This is a genomic window from Nocardia sp. NPDC003999 (genome assembly GCF_053604885.1).
Window position 1 is genome coordinate 236,924 of record NZ_JBSGIB010000010.1, and the last position, 19,293, is coordinate 256,216.

The following is a 19,293-nucleotide window of genomic DNA, read 5'->3' on the forward strand; positions in this document are numbered from 1 at the left end:
CCACGCCCACTGTGCGGACGAAGGACCTTCCCCCTTGCGTGCGACCGACTCGATCGGGTACGCCGGATAACAGGAGGTGTTCGATGCCGTCCGCACACCCGTCCCCGACGCGGACAGAAGAGGTCATCGTGCCGTCGGAGTCCACCCGACTGGCCGGGGTGCTGGCTGTGCCGCCGGAGCGCACCGCGTTGATCGCCTTCGCCCATGGCAGCGGCAGCGGCAGGCGCAGTCCGCGCAACCGGTTCGTCGCCGAGGTCCTCAACCAGGCGGGATTCGCGACGATGCTGGTGGATCTGCTGACCGTCGAGGAGGAAGGCGACCGCGCCCGCGTGTTCGACATCCAGTTGCTCGCTCACCGGCTGGTCGAGGTGACGCACTGGCTGCGGACGCGGCCGGAGCTCGGTGGCCTGCCGACCGGATATTTCGGGGCGAGCACCGGCGCGGGCGCGGCACTGTGGGCGGCGACCGAACCGGGCACCGAGATCGCGGCGGTCGTCTCCCGTGGCGGTCGTCCGGATCTGGCCGGTTCGCGGTTGGGCTCGGTCCGCGCACCGACACTGCTCATCGTGGGTGGCAACGATCGATGGGTGCTGGAGATGAATCGGGAGGCGCAGTTACGGATGCCGTGCCCGAGTGAGCTGGACATCGTTCCCGGCGCGACACACCTGTTCGAGGAACCCGGTGCGCTCGAACAAGTCGCCGACTCGGCGGTAGCGTGGTTCCTCCGCCATCTCACCGTCGTGCGCCACTGAACACCACGGGGAGGTCGTCGGTTCCGGGCGCGACGCGGGTGCCGAAACCGCGGCTGATGTCTTCGAGTTTGGCGCAGAGCCAACGGGATTCCGTGCGCGGGGCCCATTCCAGGCGCATGTGCCGCACCTGCAGTGGAATCAGCCGGACCTCCACCGAACCGTGGTCCACCGCCACGAGATACAGCGGATGCAGATCGGTGTGGTACCGCTCGTGGCCGCGGATGCCTTCGTAGTCGTCGATGACGTCGCCGCACCCGTAGAGGATCGGTTTGCCACGGTAGATCTCGATCGGACGCGGATGATGCGCGGAGTGCCCGTGCACCACGTCGACTCCGGCGTCGATCAATCGGTGTGCGAACTGTGTTTCGGTTCGCGTCACGTCGTAGCCCCAGTTCGGCCCCCAATGCACGGAAACGATGCCGATGTCGTTGTCCCGCTTGTGCGCCGCCACCTCGGCGGCGACATCATCGGCCGCCGTGGCGCCGGGGGAGTAGCCCACTCGCCACAGGCCCGGCCGGTCGCGCCGTGCCGACCAGGATTCCGGAACACCGCTGGATCCGGCGGCGACCGACACGATCACCACGCGACGGCCGTCGGCGAGTTCCACCGTGGCGGGGGCACGGGCGCCCGCGAGGTCGGCCCCCGCGCCGGCGCGGTCGATATGCGCGGCGTCGAGCGCTTCGAGGGTGTCGGCGAGCCCGGGAATTCCGAAATCGAGGACGTGATTGTTGGCCAGCGCGCAGACCACCGGTGCGATCGCGGTCAACGCGGGCACGTTGTCCGGATGCATCCGGTAATGAATGCCCTTCGCGGGAGCGAACGCGCCGTCGGCGGTGATCGACGTCTCCAGGTTGAGCAACCGCACCTCGGGGTCGAGCTGGGCGAGCAGCGGCAGCACATCACCCCACAAGTGCCGGTATCCGACCGGATGAGTGAACTCGCCGTGCGCGCGCTCGGCCAGCTCCACGTAGGTTCGTGCGTCGTTGACGTACCGTTCGCGCAGCCTCGGGTCGCCGGGATGCGGCAGGATCTGGTCGACACCCCGGCCCAGCATGACGTCGCCGCCGAGCAGCACCGTCGCCATGTCACCATTGTCGATCATCGCGGCCTCGATGTGAACGCGCCGCTGGTCGCGTGCCGCACCCGAGTATCGGGCGTGACCCGTACTCGCCGACCTCCCGGAGTGGTCGGCTACCGAGTCGCCTGCCGGGCCATCGAAAGCAGCTGCTGCGGGTCGTCGGCGTAGACGGTGGCGATGACGTTCGCTCGCGCGGCGAGATCACGGGCGAGATCGCGGATCTCCTCCGACGCGGCCGGGTCGGCGTCGATCCCGGTCAGCAGATCGCGGGTATGGATCGCGGTAGCCTGCGCGCAGCGTCGCAGGCGTGCTTTCGCGACGGTGTCGAGCGCGGCGGGACTGAGATAGCGCTGAATGTGCTCGCCGCGGTCGGTGACCTGGTTGACGATCGGTTCGGTCGCCGCGTCGGTGAGCCAGCGTTCGGCGTCGGCCGTGATCTCGAAGACGAGATCGTGGTCTCGGATGTCGGTCGGATTGGCGGAGGTGGTCAGCAGGGCCATGCTCGCCCGTCCGATCGCGAGGAACCCGCTCATCGCGTGGGCGAGCAGGATATGCGGGTTTGCTGTCGGCAACTGGTGTAGACGTTCCCCCACGACGGTGACCCAGCAGGCGAGGTGTTCGGCTCCGGTGTCGATCGACGTCGCTGTCGGCATAGCGCGACCATACGCTGTTACCCAGGTGAGATATACGGAGAAACGCTGAAAGTTCGCCAGAAGTCGCGATTGGGCGTGCTCGCCAGCCGGACTCGCTCCGTTGCGCCGCCGCGGCAGCGCCGGAATCGGCGTTCCCGATCGTCGCGTTCATGCTGGCCTCGCCACGACGATCCCGGGGGATACGAGGGCGTGAAGGTCTCTGCCGGAGTGGGTCATCGGGGGCGGAGGCCGGCCGTCGCGTCCGGACTTGGGCGTTAACTGCGATTGTGCCCGTGCTCGACTTCCGAAAAATTCGGCCGCCGTGCCGAAATCGCATTCGCACGTGCATCCGACCAGGAGTCCGGTTGACCGATACGGCCCTTCGAAGTTCGGCTACCGCTCGGATGCCGGATGCCGGATGCCGGATGCCGGATGCCGGATGCCGGATGCCGGATGCCGGATGCCGGATGACCGGTACCGGCGGCCACGGGTCCGGTGAGTGGGATACGGGTCGTGCTGCCGTCACGTGGAAGCCAGATACTAGCTGTCGAGCGCCCTTACGCGCGGAGGTGGCGCTGTGGGCCGAAGCGCCGTCGCTTCGATGGCCTACCAGCGCACTTCCCGCTATTTGGAACTCATCCTATGTTTATAAAGAGGATAGTAGTACTCTAAACTATCTACCTGCAGTTTCACTATGTGAGATCCGGGCTTCGCGTCGCCGATGGCTCGAATCTATCCAGCGAGGGAGTGTCGCGTGCTGGAAATCGACCACTTCAGTCACGGATGGCTTACGCCCATCGTCGCCTACGTCATGTCGTTCACCGGATCATTGCTGGGACTTCGATGCGTGGCCAGATCTCGTACCGGGTCCGCACGCGACGGCTGGCTGATCGCCGCGGCGGTCGCGATCGGCGGCACCGGCATCTGGGTCATGCACTTCATCGCGATGCTCGGCTTCGCCATCGAGGGGGCGACGATCCGGTACGACGTTCCGATCACCCTGCTCAGCGCCGTGATCGCCATGGTGGTGGTGTGGATCGGACTGCGCATCGCACACCAGCGAGCGCTGGGACCGGTGGGACTGCTGGCCGGCGGCGGGGTGACCGGTCTGGGCGTCGGCGCGATGCACTACGCGGGCATGTACGCCATGAAATCCGACGCGATAATCGGCTACGACGGACGGATCGTCGCGTTGTCCATGGTGATCGCCGTCGTCGCGGCGACCGCCGCGTTGTGGTTCACGCTGCACACCCGCAGCACGCTCGTCACCGTCGGCGCGGCGGCGGTCATGGGTGTCGCGGTGTCCGGCATGCACTACACGGGCATGCTCGCGATGCACGTGCACGAAGCCGAGCACATGCACGCACCCTCCGGGGCCGGCGCGACGCAGTTGCTCACCCCGCTGATCGTGAGCATCAGCCTGGTGACGGTGCTGCTACTGCTGCACCTGGGTGTCACGGAAGTCGACGACGAGAACACCTATGTGCCGCAGGGCCGGCACGCTGCCAGTTACTGGCCGACTCGTGAGTGAACCGACCGGGTAGCGCTTTGTCGCCGGTCGGCCGAATGACGCGGTAGCCCGTTGCCCCGGCACCGCCCGGGGCGCGGCGGCGTTTTCACCGCCGCATGCCGGGTACGCGCGCCAAGAGCCGGTTCGCGCGGTGGCCGGACGCTCCCAGTCGAACCAGGAGGTGGCGATGCGCATCGGGTACAAACTGGCGGCCGAGGCATTCGGTCCGAACGAGCTTGTCCGGCAAGCCGTTCGGGCGGAAGAGGCGGGTTTCGACTTCGTCGAGATCAGTGACCACTTCCATCCTTGGCTGGACAACCAAGGGCACTCACCGTTCGCCTGGACAGTGCTCGGAACCATCGCGGCGAAGACCGAGCGGATCGAGCTCGCGACCGGAGTGACCTGCCCCATTCTGCGATACCACCCCGCGATCGTCGCGCAGGCGGCAGCCACTCTGGCGATCTTGTCCGGCAACCGCTTCACCCTCGGTGTCGGTTCTGGTGAACGTCTCAACGAGCATGTCGTCGGCCGGGAATTCCCGCCCGTACGCATCCGGCATCGCATGCTGCGCGAGGCCATCGAGATCATTCGCTTGCTTTGGAGCGGCGGCTATCACTCCTACGACGGGGAATTCCTGAGCCTTTCCGACGCACGGGTCTTCGATCTGCCCGAGACCCTCCCGCCCATCGCCGTCGCCAGCGGTGGGCTGGAGGCGGCCTGCATCGCCGCGGAACTCGGCGACGGCCTGTTCGCGACCGAGCCCGAGTCCGAAATCGTCGAGCGCTACCGCGCGTCGGGCGGCGCGGGCCCCCGATACGCGGAAGTCGGCATGGCGTGGGCGCCCGACGAGGAAACGGCGGCGAAGGCGGTGCTCGATACCACCCGCTGGGCCCTGACGGGCTGGAAGGTGATGAGCGAGTTGCCGAACCCGGTCAATTTCGCCGCGGCGACCACCACCGTCCGGCTCGAAGACGTCCTCGACAACTTCGCCTGCGGGCCGGACCCGGCCCGCTATCTCGATGCCGCCCAGCAGTACACCGATGCGGGCTTCGACCATCTCGTGATGCAGAACGCCGGTCCCGACCCCGACGGCTTCCTGGACTTCTACCGCCGTGAACTCGACAAACCTCTCCGTGCACTGACCCCGAGCGTCTGAGCGCGAAACTTCCGTCACCGACGGGCGCGCGGTCGTCGTCGGTATCTTCCGTCGCGCCGTGCACGTCGCGGGTGGGCAGCCGCTCAGGCCCGCCGGCGTGCGGCGCATGTCCGCTTGTTCCGCGCGCAACGCGTCGCCCGCGACGAGGTGTTGCATTGCGACGCAAGGCGACCGCGATCAGGTCCGTCGAGTGGTCGTTCCACGGACCGTGGTGAACAGGCGCAGGCAGCGCTGGGTCATGTCCTCGGGCGTGTGGTCGGGATGGTCGCTCCACCACGAGATGGTGGTGGACACGATGCTGAACCACAGCGCCAGCAGCAGCGAGTGATCGCCGGGATCGGAGATGCCGGCATCGGCCAGAATCTCCGATACCCCTGCCGAGCCCATGCCGTTCAAGGCATCCTGATAATGCCGGGCCACCGCGAAGGCCGCACCCGGACGTGGCAGTGTGGGGTCGTAGACGATCTTCCAGTTCTGGGTTCGTCCGTCCAGTGCGTGGAAGATCCCGGTCAGTGTCGCCAGCGCCCGGTCGTGCGCACCATGCGTGGACTGGGCCGCCGCGACCGCGTCGACCAAGCTCTTCCCGGCGCGGTGCACGCAAGCCGCGTGCAGTGCGTCGCGGGAGCCGAAGTAGGCGTACACGAGCGGCTTGGACACGCCTGCGGCCGAGGCGATTTCGGCGACCGAAGCCTTGGCGTAGCCGCGTTCGCCGAATTCGGTGGTGGCGATGTCGAGGATCTGCTCTTCCCGCCGCTCGCGCGGCACGCCCTTGGTGCCCGGCCTGCTCACCGGTCCTCCCCGGTGGCCCGGTGTACGACCGGGTCGATCAGCACACCGGGATTGAGGATGCCCGCGGGATCGAGTGCCGATTTGGCCGCGCGCAGCGCCGCGGCGAAAGGTTCGGGTCGCTGGCGGTCGTACCAGGGGCGGTGGTCGCGGCCGACGGCGTGATGGTGCGTGATGGTCGCGCCGTTGCGGTGCAGCGCCTCCGACACGGCCGTCTTGATCTCGTCCCATTGCTCGACGGTCCGTCCCCACCGGCCCGCGGCGTAGATGCCGAAGTACGGCGCGGGTCCGTCCGGATAGACATGGGTGAACCGGCAGGTCGAAACACCGGTCACACCGGCGGATCGGAACGCGTCCGTGGTCGCTTCCCGCACCGCCGCTCGCAGGGCCTCGAAACGGTCCCAGGTGCAGGCTGTTTCGAAGGTCTCGACGATCATGGATTGGGCGGCGAGCGCGTCGCGCTGGTAGGGCATGCGGAGGAACGCCGAGCGCCACGCGTCGGCCGCGCCCGTGCGCGCCGAGTCTTCGGCGGAATCGGTGGTGCGGACCCCGTCCGGAATCGTGCCGCCGTGCTCGCGGCAGATCTGCACCGCACGACGCATCGGCTCGTCGACGGGATGGTCGGCGGACTCGAAGCCGAGGACGAGCACCCCGCCCGTCGCGCTGGTGCCCGCGTTGATGAACGCCTCCACCGGATCCAGCAGCCGGCAGTTCGCCGGATACAACGCGGACTGGGCGATGGCGCGCGTCGCGGCCACGGCCGCGCTGTAGTCGCCGAACACCACCGACGCCCCGGACCGCCAGCGCGGACGATCCTGCAAGCGCATCCACGCTTCGGTGATGACGCCGAGGATGCCCTCCGAGCCGAGGAACATCCGATCGGGTGACGGACCCGCGCCGGACGCGGGCAGCCTGCGGGATTCGCTGATCCCGGCCGGTGTGACCACCCGTAGCGATTCGACCATGTCGTCGATGTGGGTGTAGACGGTCGCGTAGTGCCCGCCCGCCCGGGTGGCCAGCCAGCCGCCGAGCGTGGAGAACTCGAACGACTGCGGAAAGTGTCGCAGCGTCAGACCATCCGGCCGCAATGCCGCTTCCAGCGCTGGGCCGAGTATGCCCGCTTGGATTCGTGCGGCTCGGCTGGTGCGGTCGAGTTCGACGATCCGACTCAGGCGGCCGGTGTCCAGCGACACCGACCCGGCGTAGGCGTCGGCGCCGCGGAGTTCGACACCACCCACCACCGACGTTCCGCCGCCGAACGGCACCACGGCGACGCCCGCGCTCGCGCACCAGTCCAGGATGTCGAGGACGTCCTGCTCGGTCCGCGGCCGCAACACCTGGTCGGGTACGTGGTCGACGCGGCCGAGCAGATTGCGCACCACATCGCGGAATGCCTGCCCATGGCCGTGTGCGACCCGGTCGCCGAGGTCTTCGGAGGCCAAGGGGGTCAACGCGTCCGGCACCCGGACGCGTGGCGGAGGCACGCTCAACGACGTCAGGTCCGGCGCCTCGTGCACGGTCAACTCGGCTTTCGGCAGCAGTGCCGCCACGCGTTCGGTCAGGATCTTCCGCTCGGTCCCGGTGACCGCGTCCTCCCGGTTGCCCCAACCCCACCATGATTTCGTCGCCATCGCCGCGCTCCGTCCGCTGAATTGACTCGATGGTAAATTACCTGACGATCAATTGGCAGCGAATGCTCGATGTCGCGGGCGGTCGACGCCGCGCCGCGACTTACCGGACGAGTGCGTTGTTCCGCGTGACGATCAACGGATCGCTCGGCGTGAAGGGCAGGTCGGGAAGTGCGTCCAGGGCGACGCCGAACGTCGCGGCGAGCACTTTCCTGGAATAGGCGCTCATCGAGGCGCGGTAGCCGATGTCCGCGGGCGTGGGTTGGTCGAAGAAGATCAGCAAGTGGATCTCGGGGGAGTCGACGACTTCGATGTGGTGCGGGTAGGCGCGCGGGACGAAGTACACCTCGCCTTCGCGCACGATGTAGGTGTCCAAGGTGCCGTCCGGATCCATGATCGTCATTCGCGCCGAGCCGCGATGGACGTAGCCCATTTCGGCGGTCACCGGATGCCAGTGCGGTTCACGCATGCCGTCTTCGCGCACCCGCAGCGAGTACATCGAGATGTCACGCAATGCGGGCCAGAACTGGGCGCGGGCGGTGCGCGCGGAACCGACCGGCGAGTCCACCGGGGCGGGCATCGCCTCGATCGCGAAGTGGTGCGGATCGCCGTAGCGGGCGGTGCACGGGATGTCGGGCTCGCCCTCGCGTCGCACGACGAGTTTCGCTGTGGTGTCGCGCCGGATCTTCGCGAAGTCCTCGGCGGGCAGGTCGTAGGTGTTGCCGAGCACCGAATCGGTCATCGCGCCGAGGCTCGCGCTGAATCCGAAGTCCTCCGGTCGTTCGTGGCGGAAGGCGAGGATGAACTCGGCCTCGGTATCGCCGACGTTCTCCACGTGATGCAGCGCGCCGGAGTCGATGTGGAACATCTCGCCCGCGCTCACCAGGAACGAGGAGAATCGGCTGCCGTCGTCCAAGACCGAGACCAGGGCCCGGCCCGCGGTGCAATAGGTGAGTTCGGCGGCGTTGGCGTGCCAGTGCGGTTCGCGGATCGCGCCGGGCGCGAGCGTCAGGCGTTTGATCGAGAGCCCGCTGAGGATCGGGAAGCTGTCGGCGGTGAGCCGGGTGAGCGAGCCGAGTTCGCTGCGGTGGATCTGCTCACCCTTCCGTAGGGAGGCCACATGGATCGATGGTGTCTGCACGGTTGCTCCTCGCTCGCGGTCGAAGGATCGGTGTTGCGCGCTCGCGCCGGTATCGGCGCATGGCAGCTCGGGGAGACCGCGCCCCATGCGTCATAGCTGAAAGCCTTGCATAGTGATTTGCGGCACAATGAATAGTGTTGATGGGTGGTGCCCAAACGAATGTTTTTCACATCACACCATGTCATAGCCCAATGCGGGTGCGGGTAATCCTAGGACCTTTACCAACCTCGGCGCGCCGATCCGATCGGTGTTCGCTAAGGTCCGTTCTGCACGCTCGGGTCATGGTTCACGCATTTGAGGCACCGCTTCTGGCTCCATAGCCGGAGCGGACGATGATCGACCAGAGAGTGAACTCGCCGCCGCATGACCCCGACACGCCGTTCCGCACGTCGCACCCAGCATTCACGAGCACGCAATCTTCTGTTCCCGCAACTGCTCACGGCCGCGGTCGACACGGCGTTCGACTCGGCGGCCCTCCGGTACAATCCCACCGGCGATCCCGTGGCCCAGCGTGAGCTCAGCTACCGGGAATTGGACGAGATGTCGTCGCGATGGGCCCGCTACCTGATCGGGTTCGGCGTAGGGCCGGGAGACTTCGTCGCGGTGGCCGTCACCCGCTCGATCGAGTCGGTGCTCGCGGTGTGGGCGGTCGCGAAGACCGGTGCCACCTACGTGCCCGTCGATCCCTCCTATCCGGCGGATCGAATCGCGCACATGATCGCCGACTGTGGCGCCGTCGTCGGCCTCACCACCTCGGCGCATCGCGCGGCACTCGTCGCGCCCGGCATGACGTGGATCGAACTCGATTCCGAAGCGCACCGGGAGAAGGTCGCCGCCGCGCCCGGCCATTCGATCTGCTACCTGGACCGGCTTCGTCCCCTCACCGAACAGCACCTCGCCTACCTGATCTACACCTCCGGCTCGACGGGCAAGCCGAAAGGCGTAGCGGTCACCCATGCCGGTCTCGCGGGCCTGGTCGAGCACGAGATCGCCGCCCGGGCGGTGAGCCGGGCATCACGCGTCTCGCATCTGTGCACGCCGAGCTTCGACTTCTCGGTGATCGAGATGCTGCTCGCCTTCTCGGCGGGCGCGACGCTGGTCGTGGCGCCGCCCACGGTGTTCGGCGGCGCCGAACTGGCCGATCTGCTGCGGCGCGAGCGGGTCACGCATCTGTGCATCACCCCGGGAGCCCTGGAATCCATCGAGCCGGCCGGGCTCGACGACCTCAGGGCCATCCTGTGCGGCGGGGAGCGTGTGGGCCCCGAGCTGGCCGCACGGTGGGCGACCGGCGCCCGGTCCTTCTATATCGTCTACGGCCCCACCGAGACCACCATCTTCGCCACCGGCACCGAGGCGCTGTGTGCGGGCGGCGCGACCCATATCGGCACTCCGGTCCCGGGGCTGGGCGTCCACGTGCTGGACGCGCGGCTGCGGATGGTGCCCACCGGCGTGATCGGCGAGCTGTATCTGTCCGGACCGGCGCTGGCGCAGGGGTACCTCGGACGCCCCGGGCTGACCGCGGACCGATTCGTCGCCAATCCGTTCGCGGCGGTACCTGGCTCTCGCATGTATCGCACCGGCGATCTGGTGCGGCGCGACTCGGCGGGACACCTCGAACACCACGGGCGGGTGGACTTCCAGGTCAAGATCCGAGGGCTGCGGATCGAACTCGGCGAGATCGACAACGCGCTGACCGCCCACCCCGACGTCGACTACGCCGCGACACTCGGCACGACACTGCCGTCCGGCGCCACCGCGCTGGTCTCCTACGTGCTGCCACGAGCGGCGACCGGCCCGGACGGCAGCGTCCGGGTGGCGCTCGACACCGCCGAATTGGCCGATCTGCTGGCGAAAACCCTTCCGGCATACATGATTCCGGCCGCGATCACGGTGCTCGACGAACTCCCGCTGACACCGGTCGGCAAGCTGGATCGCGCCGCGCTGCCGGAGCCGGTGCTCAACACCAGGCAGTTCCGTGCGCCCGCCACGCCGACCGAGCATGTGGTCGCCGACGTCTTCGCCGCGCTGCTCCTCCCGCCGGGCGACTCCGAAACCGCCCGGGTCGGTGCCAACGACGACTTCTTCGAACTGGGCGGCAATTCGCTGATCGCGACGCAGGCCGCGGCGCGGCTCGGTACCACGCTGGGCGTCCGCGTTCCGGTCGCGCTGTTGTTCGAGGCCTCGGTGGTGGCGAAACTGGCCGAACGCCTGAACGAACTGGCTCGAGTCACCCACCCGGCGCCGCGACCGATGGCGCGACCGGACCGGGTGCCGCTGTCGTACGCACAGCGCCGGATGTGGTTCCTCAATCGGTTCGACCCGGCCGCGGCGAGCAACAACATCCCGCTGGCGGTGCGGTTGAGCGGACAGCTGGACGTGGACGCGCTGCGGGCGGCGATCCGAGATCTGGTCGAGCGGCACGAGGTGCTGCGGACCAGCTATCCGGAGCGCGACGGGACGGGCAGCCAGCGGGTGCACGCGCTGTCGGAGCCGGGCGCGGTGCCCGAGCTGCCGGTGCTCGACGTCGCCGAAGCCGAAGTCCTCGAGCACACGGTGGCCGCGGTGGTCGAGGGCTTCGATGTCACGGCCGCGCCGCCGCTCCGGTTGCGTCTGCTGCGTTCGAGCGAGTCCGAGCACGTGCTGGTCGGCGTGGTCCACCACATCGCCGCCGACGGCTCCTCGATGGGCCCGCTGACCGCCGATCTGATGAGCGCGTACTCGGCCAGGACCGAGGGCCACGCTCCCGCTTGGCAGCCGTTGCCCTTGCAGTACGCGGACTACACGTTGTGGCAGCGCGAGATGCTCGGCGCCGAGAGCGATCCGGACTCGACGCTGGCCCGCCAGCTCGGTTTCTGGCGGCAGCGGCTGGCGGACCTGCCGGAACGGCTGGACCTACCCGCCGACCGGCCGCGCCCCGCGGTGTTCTCCGGTCGCGGCGCCACCCACGAATTCAAGATCGACGCGGCGGTGCACGCCGCACTGGACCGGCTGGCACACCGCCACGACGCGACGTTGTTCATGGTCGCGCACGCCGCGTACACGGTCTTGCTGGCCCGGCTGTCGAACACCCGCGACATCACCGTCGGCGCGCCGGTGGCCGGTCGTGGCGAGGCCACGGTGGACGGCCTGATCGGCATGTTCGTCAACACCCTCGCGCTGCGTACCGAGATCGACCCCGGCCACAGCTTCACCGAGCTGCTCGAGCAGGTGCGCAGGCGGGATATCGAGGCCTTCGGCCACGCCGACGTGCCATTCGAACGCCTGGTGGAGGAGCTCGACCCGGTGCGGTCGAGCGCGCATCACCCGCTGTTCCAGACCATGCTGACCTTCCAGAACTTCGCGCCGACGACCCTGGAACTGCCCGGGCTGCGGGTTTCCGCGGTGGACTTCGCGCTGCCGCTGGCGAAATTCGACCTCGAGCTGACCATGGTGCCGCACGAGGACGAGCGGACGCCGCTGGGCATCTCGGCCGCGTTCACCTATTCCACCGACCTGTTCGACGAGGCCACGGTGGCGGGATTCGCCCGGCGGCTGTGCGTGATCCTCGCGGCTGTCGCGGATTCGGCGGATCGGGCGGTCGGGGAGATCGACTTGCTCGATTCCGCGGAGCGCGCCGCGATCCTGGCCGGGTGGAACGACACCCGGCACCCGATCGCGGCGGGGCTGGTGCTCGACGGATACCGGCGTGCGGTAGCCCGGCACCCGGACGAGATAGCGGTCGTCCACGCGGATACGCAGTTGAGCTACCGCGAGTTCGACGAGCGGGTCAACCGGCTCGCCCGGGTACTCGCCGATCACGGCGTCGGCGCGGAAACCCTTGTGGCGCTCGCGGTCCGGCGGTCGGTGGATCTCGTGGTCGGTATGTACGCGATCCTCACCGCCGGTGGGGCGTACGTACCGCTCGACCCCGATCACCCCGCCGAGCGGATCGCGCACGTGCTCGAGGTCGCGAAACCGGTCTGCGTGCTCACCACTTCCGCCGACGCGATCCCGGTACCCGATCATGTCGCCGTCCTGTCCCTGGACGCCCTCGGCGCGGACCAGCGCTCGGGAGCTGCGATTCGTTCCGACGAACTGAGGCGGGCGGTGCTGCCGCAGCACCCCGCCTATGTGATCTTCACGTCCGGTTCGACCGGGCGTCCGAAGGGTGTGGCGGTCTCGCACGCCGCGATCGACAACCAGATCGAGTGGATGCTCGCCCAGTACCCCATGGGCCCGCGGGACGTATACCTGCAGAAGACCGCGGCGACCTTCGACGTCTCCTTGTGGGGCTACCTGATGCCGTTGCGCGCGGGCGCGAAACTCGTGCTCGCCGACCACGACGGGCACCGTGACGCCGCCTACCTCGCCGCGGCCGTCGCCGCGCACCGTGTGACGGTCACCGATTTCGTGCCCTCCATGTTGACCGAGTTCGCCGCCCATGCGACGGCGGAAAGTCTCGTGACACTGCGGGATGTGTTCGTCATCGGGGAAGCTCTGCCGCCGGAGACCGTGCGCGCGGTCCGCGCGGTCTCCGGCGCACAGGTGCACAACCTGTACGGACCCACCGAGGCGGCGGTCTCGGTGACGTACCGGCCCGCCGGAACGGGCGACGATGTGACGGTGCCGATCGGGCAGCCGCAGTGGAATACCCAGGTATACGTGCTGGATTCGCGCCTGCGGCCGGTTCCGGCCGGGGTACCGGGCGAGCTGTACCTGGCCGGCGAACAGCTGGCCCGCGGATACGTGCGGCAAGCGGCGCTGACCGCGGACCGTTTCGTCGCCAACCCGTTCGGCCGCGGAACCAGGATGTACCGCACCGGCGACCTGGCGGTCTGGCGTGCGCCTCGCGCGGACGAGCCGCAACGCCTGGAATACCTCGGGCGCACCGACTTCCAGGTGAAATTCCGCGGCCAGCGCATCGAACTCGGTGAGATCGAGACGGCGCTGCTCGCGCAGCCGTCGGTGAGCCAAGCGGTCGCGGCGGTGGTGGCATCGCCGTCGGGAGATCGGCTGGCGGCCTATGTCGTCGCGCGTCCGGGGCAGGTCATCGATCATGGCGAACTCGTTGCCGGGATGTCGGCGGTCCTGCCCGCGTACATGATCCCGTCCGCGCTGGTGGAGCTGGCGGCGCTGCCGCTGAACGCGAGCGGGAAACTCGATCGCACAGCGCTGCCCGAGCCCGCCATCGAGACCACGGCGTTCCGAGCGCCGCGCAACCCCGCCGAACAGGCCGTCGCGCAGGTGTTCGCCGAACTGCTCGGCGTCGAGCGAGCGGGCATCGACGACGACTTCTTCGCGCTCGGCGGCAATTCGCTGCTCGCCACCCGGGCCGTCGCACGGGTCAACGAGGCGCTCGGATCGCGGGTCACCGTGCGGGATCTGTTCGAGGCGCCCGCGGTGTGGGCACTCGCCGCGCGGGTGGTCGCCGGTGGGGCGGGCGTGGCTCGCGCGCCCTTGGCGCGAGTGCGACGACCGGATCGCATCCCGCTGTCGCCTGCGCAGCAGCGGATGTGGTTGCTCAACCGCATCGAGCCGGATTCGCCTGCCTACAACATGCCCTTCGCCGTCCGGCTGACCGGCACTCTCGATCTGCCCGCGCTGCGCCACGCGCTCGCCGACGTGATCGAACGGCACGAGGTGCTGCGCACCCGCTACCCGGTCGACGCCGACGGGCAGCCGTATCAGGAGATCCTTCCGACCGATGCGGTCCTTCCCGACGGCATCGTGATCGAGCATGGTGCCACGGATGCCGCGGCCATGGTGGACGCGCTGATGTCCGCGGGCTTCGACGTGACCGCGGACGCGCCCGTGCGCCTGCGGCTGTTCACCTCGGGCCCAGATCATCTGCTCGTCATCGTGACCCACCACATCTCGGCGGACGGATCGTCGCTCGCGCCGCTGGCCCGAAACCTGGTGACCGCCTACGTGGCCAGGCTCGGCGGCGGCGAGCCGGACTGGTCGCCCCTGCCGGTGCAGTACGCCGATTACGCGATCTGGCAGCACGGCACGATCGGATCCGAGGACGACGAGGATTCCGTTGCGGCGCAACAGCTGTCGTATTGGCGCGGGCAGCTGTCCGGGCTCACCGGACCGCTGGAACTGCCAGCCGATCGCCCGCGCTCCTCGACAGCCTCGACGCGCGGCGCGTCGACCGGCTGCACGATCCCGGCGCGGGTACACGAGCGGCTGACCGGCATCGCGCGCGAGCACAACGCGACGCTGTTCATGGTGGTGCACGCGGCCCTCGCCACGCTGATCGGACGCCTCTGCGGCGCCACGGACGTCGTCATCGGGACCCCGGTGGCCGGGCGGGGCGAACATGCGCTGGACGACTTGGTCGGGATGTTCGTCAACACGCTGGCGTTGCGCGTCGACGTCGACCCCGACGTGCGGTTCCACGATCTCGTCCAGCGCTCCCGTGAAGTCGCCGTCTCGGCCTTCGCCAACGCGGATGTTCCTTTCGAGCGAGTGGTCGAGGAGGCCGATCCCGCGCGCAGCGGAGCGCGCACCTCGCTGTTTCCGGTGATGCTGTCGTTCCAGAACCTCGAGCAGCCCACCCTGGAGTTGCCGGATCTGACGGTCACCGCCGTCGACAACGGCGAGATCACGGCCAAATTCGATGTGCAAGTGGTCGTCGAGCCGCGGGCGTGCGGCGACGGCCGGACGGAATCGGCGGTGACCTTCACCTACGCCACGGACCTGTTCGACGAATCGACCGTCCGCGCCTTCGCGCGCCGGTTCGAGCGCATCGTGTCCGCGGTCGCCGAAGATCCCTCGGCGCGGGTGTGGGACATCGACATCCTCGACGAGAGCGAACACTGCCCGGCGGTCGCGCACGAGGCGCGGGCCGGGACCGAACCGGTGGCGACCCTGCCCGAGCTGATCGGCGAGCAGGCACGGCGCAGGCCGGAGGCGGAGGCCGTCCGGTTCGGTGCCACCACACTGAGTTTCGGCGCGTTGTACAAGCGCGCGAATCGAATCGCCCGCGCGCTGATCGCCGCCGGAGCGGGCCCGGAAACCCTGGTCGCCGTGGCGGTCCCGCGCACCGAGGACCTACCGGTCGCGTTGCTCGGAGTGCTGGCCGCCGGTGCCGCGTACCTGCCGATCGACCTCGGCTATCCGGCGCAGCGGCTGGCGTTCGTGCTCGCCGACGCGGCACCGGTGTGCGTGCTGACCACCGCCGCCGAGCGCTCCGCCATCCCGGACACCGACCTGCCCACCGTGTTGCTGGAGCAGACGGCGGAGTTCGCCGACGATCCGATCACCGACGCCGACCGGGCGTCGCCGCTGCTGCCGGACAATCTCGCCTACGTCATCTACACGTCGGGTTCGACGGGCGTGCCGAAGGGTGTCGGCGTGACGCATCGCAATGCGGTGCGACTGTTCACCGAGGCGCGGCCGCTGTTCGAATTCGGCGAGCACGACGTCTGGACGTTGTTCCACTCCTTCGCGTTCGACTTCTCGGTGTGGGAGCTGTGGTGCGCGCTCGTGACCGGCGGCACCGTCGTCGTGGTCGACTACGCGACCTCGCGCTCACCGGAATTGTTCCGCGAGCTGCTGATTCGCGAGCAGGTGACGGTGCTGAACCAGACGCCGTCGGCATTCTGTCAACTGGTCGAAGCCGATCGGGACGCCTCGGCCGCGTCCGGCGAATTCGCGCTGCGGTATGTGATCTTCGGCGGTGAGGCGCTGGATCTGCGGCACCTGCGACGCTGGCGTGAGCGTCGTCCGGGGGAATCGCCGCGACTGGTCAACATGTACGGCATCACGGAGACCACCGTGCACGTCTCCTTCCTGGACGTCGGCGCGGAGCTGATGGAAAGCCCGGCCAGCCTGATCGGACGAGCGCTGCCCGGGCTGGACACGCACGTGCTGGACATTCGTCTGCGACCGGCGCCGGTCGGTACGCCCGGTGAGATCTATGTCGCGGGCGGTCAGCTCTCCCGCGGCTACGTGGGGCGGCCCGGGCTCACCGCGACGCGGTTCGTCGCGAATCCCTTCGGGCCGCCGGGATCGCGGATGTACCGCTCGGGTGACCTCGCGCGCTGGAACCGGTTCGGCGGCGACGCCGGCCTCGCCTACTCCGGTCGCGGCGACCAGCAGGTGCAGTTGCGCGGGTTCCGGATCGAACTCGGGGAGATCGAATCGGCGCTGGTGCGGTGTTCCGGCGTGCGTCAGGCCGTCGCGCTGGTCCGGACCGATCCGACGCTCGGTGACCAGCTCGTGGGTTATGTCCTGCCCGAACCGGGGGCGCGGCCGGACCCGGCCGAGTTGCGCGAACAGGTGGCCGAACACCTGACCGGCTACATGGTGCCCGCCGCGATCGTGGTGATCGACGCCATCCCGTTGACCCCCAACGGCAAGCTCGACAAGCGGGCGTTGCCCGCGCCGGCGTTCCGCGCGCGCGAGTTCCGCGCTGCTGTCACTCCCGTGGAGGCGACCGTCGCGGCCGCCTTCGCCGCGGTGCTCGGCGCCGAGCGCTTCGGCATGGACGACAACTTCTTCGAGCACGGCGGCAACTCACTGCTCGCCGCGAAGCTGACTCTGCGGCTGTCCTCCGCGCTGGGCACCCGGATTCCGGTGATGCGGGTGTTCACCGCGCCCACACCCGCGGAACTGGTCGCCGACCTGGCCCGCCGGGCGAGCGGCGAAGTCCAGACCGAGGCGGCCTTCGACATGCTGCTGCCGCTGCGTCCCGGCGGTTCGGCCGCGCCGCTGTTCTGTGTGCATCCCGTGTCGGGCATCTCCTGGTCGTATGCGGGCCTCGCCGCCTACCTCGACCCGGAACGGCCGCTCTACGGCCTGCAAACGCCCGTGCTGGCCGGCGATGAGGTGATGCCGGATTCGATCGAGGAATGGGCCCGCCGCTACCTCGAGCTGATCCGCGCGAAACAACCGACCGGTCCTTACCATCTGCTCGGCTGGTCCTTCGGCGGCGTCATCGCGCACGAGATGGCGGTCCAGCTGCAACGCGAAGGCGAGCGAGTCGCGCTGCTCGCGGTGATGGACAGCTACATGGCGGATCCGCCCGGCACGCCGCCGGGTGACGCGGGCCAGGTCCCGGTGGCCGAGTTGATCGGCGGCCTGCTGGGTGAGCAGGCGGGCGACCTCGGCAACGTCGCGGAGGTGGACTGGGTCGCGCTGCCGCAGAAGATGACCGAACTTCCGGAGCCGTTCGCGTCGTTCGGCTCCGACCGCGTCACCCGGATCCTGGACGCGGCGGTGCACTCGGTCGCGCTGCGCGGCGCCTACGTCCCGCCGGTGTACCGGGGAGATGTCCTCTATTTCACCGCCGCGCTCGACGATCCGACCGGCTGTGTCGGCGCGTCGATCTGGAGCGAGGTCGTCGACGGCCGCGTGCACAACCATCCTGTGTCGACGACGCACTGGCGAATGACCGTCGCGTCCGGCCTGGCCGAGATCGCCGCGGTGCTGACCCGCGCGTGGCGAGCGGGCGAGCCGGGCGGTGAGGACTCGGTCAGCCGGTGAACCAGCGGTGCAGCCGGGCCTCGGCGGCGGCGGCCTTCTCCCGGGCGAGTTCCACCGAGGGCACGCTGAACGGTGCGACCGGCGCGGGACCGGAGAGGAAATCGGCCTCGACCTTGCCGACCAGCCCGCCTCCGAACTCGATATGGCAGGTGCCCCGCCCGCGATACTGTTCCTGCGGCGCCGAGCCGCCGAACCCGGCCTCGATGCCCGCGGCGACCGTGCGGGCGGCGTCCTCGGCGAACACGCCCGCCCGCGGAACCGGCGCGTCGGCGCAGTCGCCGAGGGCGTAGACGCCCGGATACGGCGTCTCGAGGGTGTGCGGGTCCACGGCGATCCAGCCGTCGGTCCCACCCTCGGTGAGCCCCGATACCTCGACGACCGCGGGAACCCGGTGCTTCGGGATTCCGATGAACAGGTCGTAGGGCACCTCGCCGGTCCTGGTGACCGCGATGTGGCGGTCCGGGTCGAGCGCGTGCACCCGGCGCCCCGGCGAATAGGCGATGCCACGCCGCGCCAGCGCTTCGACGATGGCGGCGGAGGTTTGCGCGGACACCGGAATCGGTGCGTCCATGGGGGTGAAGAACTGCATGTGGGTACGGTTCCGGATTCCGCGCCTGGTGAGCGCTTCGTGCAGGAGCATCGCGCCTTCGTAGGGCGCGGGCGGGCACTTGAACGGGACGCTCAGCACCGCGAGGACGACGGCTCCGCCGTCGAAACCCGCCAGGCGTTCGCGCAATCGACGGGCGCCGTCGATCGAGTAGTACTCGTAGCCGTCCTCGACGAAGCCGGGGGTGGCGCCGGGATCGTAGTCGGCGCCCAGCGCGACGACGAGGATGTCGGGGTCGTACACCGCCTGGTCGGTACGGACGCGGCGTGCTCTCGGGTCGATCTCGGTGACCTCTTCCTGTCGGAATTCGACGCGCGGATGGGTGAAGCGGGAATACGGCACCCGCGCTGTCTCCGGGGGCAGGTCACGGAACAGAATGTCCAGTTTGGCGAAGCCGAAGGTGAAGGAGTCGTTTCGGTCGATGATGACGACACGGAGTTCGTCGGCCGGCGAACCCGACAGACGGGTGGCCAGCTCCAGCCCTCCGAACCCCGCACCGAGAATGAGTACGGTTCGCATACGCCGATTCTTC

9 protein-coding genes and 1 pseudogene are annotated in these 19,293 nt (G+C 69.0%); 4 read left to right on the top strand and 6 right to left on the bottom strand.

Translation table 11 applies throughout. From position 1 onward, the window contains the following. Positions 1-80: 80 nt before the first annotated feature. Positions 81-752: pseudogene (locus tag ACWESM_RS21550) on the top strand (dienelactone hydrolase family protein); the annotation flags it as partial. Here the strand turns inward: ACWESM_RS21550 and ACWESM_RS21555 are convergent. After that, on the bottom strand, positions 733-1,854 hold the full coding sequence (locus ACWESM_RS21555; RefSeq protein WP_364432351.1) for a CapA family protein: 1,122 nt from the start codon (positions 1,852-1,854) through the stop codon (positions 733-735). The pseudogene ACWESM_RS21550 and the gene ACWESM_RS21555 sit on opposite strands and share 20 nt — an antisense overlap. A gap of 89 nt (positions 1,855-1,943) precedes the next feature. Continuing rightward, entirely contained in the window at positions 1,944-2,483 is a 540-nt protein-coding gene (locus tag ACWESM_RS21560) for a hypothetical protein (RefSeq protein WP_355075316.1), read from the bottom strand. 733 nt (positions 2,484-3,216) lie between these two features. On the opposite strand from ACWESM_RS21560, the gene ACWESM_RS21565 reads away from it, so the two are divergent. Then, on the top strand, positions 3,217-3,993 hold the full coding sequence (locus ACWESM_RS21565) for an MHYT domain-containing protein (RefSeq protein ID WP_452493372.1): 777 nt from the start codon (positions 3,217-3,219) through the stop codon (positions 3,991-3,993). A 166-nt stretch (positions 3,994-4,159) separates the two neighbouring features. After that, positions 4,160-5,128 carry a TIGR03557 family F420-dependent LLM class oxidoreductase gene (locus ACWESM_RS21570; protein ID WP_355075320.1) on the top strand — a complete coding sequence of 323 codons (969 nt, stop codon included), beginning with the start codon at positions 4,160-4,162 and terminating at the stop codon, positions 5,126-5,128. A gap of 177 nt (positions 5,129-5,305) precedes the next feature. Here the strand turns inward: ACWESM_RS21570 and ACWESM_RS21575 are convergent, their stop codons facing one another. The 3 genes from ACWESM_RS21575 to ACWESM_RS21585 form a co-directional block, all read right to left on the bottom strand. Further along, the gene (locus tag ACWESM_RS21575; RefSeq protein ID WP_355075322.1) at positions 5,306-5,917 is read right to left on the bottom strand and encodes a TetR/AcrR family transcriptional regulator; all 612 of its coding nucleotides are present in this window, start codon (positions 5,915-5,917) and stop codon (positions 5,306-5,308) included. Further along, a complete protein-coding gene (locus tag ACWESM_RS21580) occupies positions 5,914-7,545 on the bottom strand; it encodes an FAD-binding oxidoreductase (protein ID WP_452493374.1) in 1,632 nt (543 codons plus the stop codon). Before ACWESM_RS21580 ends, ACWESM_RS21575 begins: the two co-directional genes overlap by 4 nt. Before the next feature lie 100 nt (positions 7,546-7,645). Continuing rightward, positions 7,646-8,683, bottom strand: a complete 1,038-nt coding sequence (locus tag ACWESM_RS21585; protein WP_412805970.1) for a cupin domain-containing protein — start codon at positions 8,681-8,683, stop codon at positions 7,646-7,648. A gap of 363 nt (positions 8,684-9,046) precedes the next feature. On the opposite strand from ACWESM_RS21585, the gene ACWESM_RS21590 reads away from it, so the two are divergent. Beyond that, entirely contained in the window at positions 9,047-18,154 is a 9,108-nt protein-coding gene (locus ACWESM_RS21590) for an amino acid adenylation domain-containing protein (protein WP_452493376.1), read from the top strand. Here ACWESM_RS21590 and ACWESM_RS21595 read toward each other — a convergent pair. Further along, positions 18,144-19,280 (bottom strand): NAD(P)/FAD-dependent oxidoreductase, encoded by a 1,137-nt coding sequence (locus tag ACWESM_RS21595; RefSeq protein WP_355075329.1) that lies wholly within the window; start codon positions 19,278-19,280, stop codon positions 18,144-18,146. The genes ACWESM_RS21590 and ACWESM_RS21595 overlap by 11 nt on opposite strands. Between the last annotated feature and the right edge of the window lie 13 nt (positions 19,281-19,293).

What these genes read in the sequence shown, in the direction of transcription:
- ACWESM_RS21555 (WP_364432351.1), bottom strand. Translation starts at nt 1,854, where the DNA reads ATGATCGACAATGGTGACATGGCGACGGTGCTGCTCGGCGGCGACGTC.
- ACWESM_RS21560 (WP_355075316.1), bottom strand. Translation starts at nt 2,483, where the DNA reads ATGCCGACAGCGACGTCGATCGACACCGGAGCCGAACACCTCGCCTGC.
- ACWESM_RS21570 (WP_355075320.1), top strand. Translation starts at nt 4,160, where the DNA reads ATGCGCATCGGGTACAAACTGGCGGCCGAGGCATTCGGTCCGAACGAG.
- ACWESM_RS21580 (WP_452493374.1), bottom strand. Translation starts at nt 7,545, where the DNA reads ATGGCGACGAAATCATGGTGGGGTTGGGGCAACCGGGAGGACGCGGTC.
- ACWESM_RS21590 (WP_452493376.1), top strand. Translation starts at nt 9,047, where the DNA reads ATGACCCCGACACGCCGTTCCGCACGTCGCACCCAGCATTCACGAGCA.
- ACWESM_RS21595 (WP_355075329.1), bottom strand. Translation starts at nt 19,280, where the DNA reads ATGCGAACCGTACTCATTCTCGGTGCGGGGTTCGGAGGGCTGGAGCTG.